At 42.4% G+C, this 1,275-nt stretch carries 1 protein-coding gene; it reads right to left on the reverse strand.

Translation table 11 applies throughout. The annotated features are described in order from the left end of the window. On the reverse strand, positions 1-1,275 hold a 1,275-nt coding region (locus tag H4J66_RS19920; RefSeq protein ID WP_182176650.1), incomplete at both ends, for a tandem-95 repeat protein.

Below are 1,275 nucleotides of genomic sequence, written 5' to 3' on the forward strand. Positions count from 1 at the left end.
TCATCACTTAAATCTGAAACCGGTGTCACTGAAATGGTTAGGGTAGAACTCTGAGTATCACCTGCACCGTCAGTAACAATATAAGTAATTACAGGCACAGCACCATTAAAGTTATCATTCGGAGTGAAAGTGTAACTACCATCGGCATTTAAAGTGAGTTCACCTTCAGCGAGAGTAACGGTATCACCTGCATTATAGGTATTCCCACCAACAGTAAAGTTGGTTACCGTGAGTGGACCATCAGCAGTTTCTGCATTGTCTAACACATTGCCTGTGGCGGTTGTATCTTCAGCTATCGTGACCGTTTCACTATCATCACTTAGATCAGACACGGGTGTCACTGAAATAGTTAGGGTAGAACTCTGTGTATCACCAGCACCATCAGTAACGGTATAAGTAATAACAGGCACAGCACCATTAAAGTTATCATTTGGAGTAAAAGTGTAACTACCATCGGCATTTAAAGTGAGTTCACCTTCAGCGAGAGTAACGGTATCACCAGCATTATACGTATTCCCATCAACCGTAAAACTGGTGACAGTTAATGGACCGTTTGCAGTTGCTGCGTTATCAAGCACATTACCTGTAGCAATTGTATCTTCAGCTATCGTAACCGTTTCACTATCATCACTTAAATCTAAAACCGGTGTCACTGAAATGGTTAGGGTAGAACTCTGAGTGTCACCAGCACCATCAGTAACGGTATAAGTAATAACAGGCACAGCACCGTTGAAATTGTCATTTGGTGTGAAGGTATAGCTACCGTCTGCATTTAAGATGAGTTCACCTTCAGCAAGGGTAACCGTATCACCTGCATTATACGTATTTCCACCAACCGTAAAACTGGTGACAGTTAATGGACCGTCTGCAGTTGCTGCGTTATAGAGGACATCACCTGTAGCAATTGTATCTTCTGCTATCGTAACCGTTTCACTATCATCACTTAGATCTGAAACCGGTGTCACTGAAATAGTTAGGGTAGAACTCTGTGTATCACCAGCACCATCAGTAACGGTATAAGTAATAACAGGCACAGCACCGTTGAAATTATCATTTGGTGTGAAGGTATAGCTACCGTCTGCATTTAAGATGAGTTCACCTTCAGCAAGGGTAACCGTATCACCTGCATTGTACGTATTTCCACCAACCATAAAGCTGGTGACAGTTAGTGGACCGTCTGCAGTTTCTGCGTTATCTAGAACATTACCTGAAACTGCTGTATCTTCAGCTGTTGTGACGGATTCATTGTCATCAGTAAGATCTGATAACGGTGTT

This window comes from Colwellia sp. MB3u-55, from assembly GCF_014076785.1.
In the GTDB taxonomy this organism is placed as follows: Bacteria; Pseudomonadota; Gammaproteobacteria; order Enterobacterales; family Alteromonadaceae; genus Colwellia_A.